The sequence below is a fragment of the Psychrobacter sp. 1U2 genome, assembly GCF_051847575.1.
Genome location: NZ_JBPYDC010001000.1, coordinates 1 through 745, shown reverse-complemented (window position 1 = coordinate 745; position 745 = coordinate 1). Strand labels below are relative to the sequence as shown.

Below are 745 nucleotides of genomic sequence, written 5' to 3'. Positions count from 1 at the left end.
AGGGCAACTTAGGTTTACCTTACGAAACCTATACCTTGGCATTAACCGATGATTTGCTCAATGCCATTTTGGCTGAAAAATTCACACCAGACATACAAGCCGAACTGGAGAATGCATCAAAAAGCGGCTATCTCAGTGGCGCTGAGTTAAGGGCTCGTTTTGCTGGTATAGACACTACCGAACAATACTGGATTCGCTCAGGTATTGCTGGCTTTTCCAATGATGCCGCTGATCATTTCTTTCTGCCCGAACGCTATATTAATGCCTTCAACCAAACCACCACACTTAACTACGATCCGCTTGATCTCTATATCAAAACAAGCACAGATCCAATTGGGAATACCGTTTCGGTTGAAAAATTCGATTATCGTGTACTCGCCCCACGTGAACTAAAAGACATCAATGATAATGTCACAGAAGTAATATTTGATGTTCTAGGGTTGCCATCAGCTACAGCGGTTAAAGGCAAAGGCGATCAGGCAGATAATCTCACCGGGTTCACCGATGAGCTGCTAAATCCTGATAGAGCAATGCAAATCAACTTTTTCACCGAACCACGCTTAAGCACAGAAACAATAACTGATTACCAACAACGCCAGCAGGATGAAGCAAGGCGTTTATTGGGTAATGCAACCGCGCGGCATCTTTATTATTTTGGTGAAATTGAAGTTGAGGCTGGGGAAATACTGGCAGATGGCAGTAAAGCCAAAATTATTAAGTGGGGCGAACACCCAGCCTCTGCCTG

Annotated in this window: 1 protein-coding gene; it reads left to right on the top strand. The window is 44.2% G+C overall.

What is annotated here, in order from left to right; genetic code table 11:
• Positions 1–745, top strand: a 745-nt coding sequence (locus ACS8FD_RS20010) for a hypothetical protein (RefSeq protein WP_439277155.1), incomplete at both ends; no start/stop codon positions are given.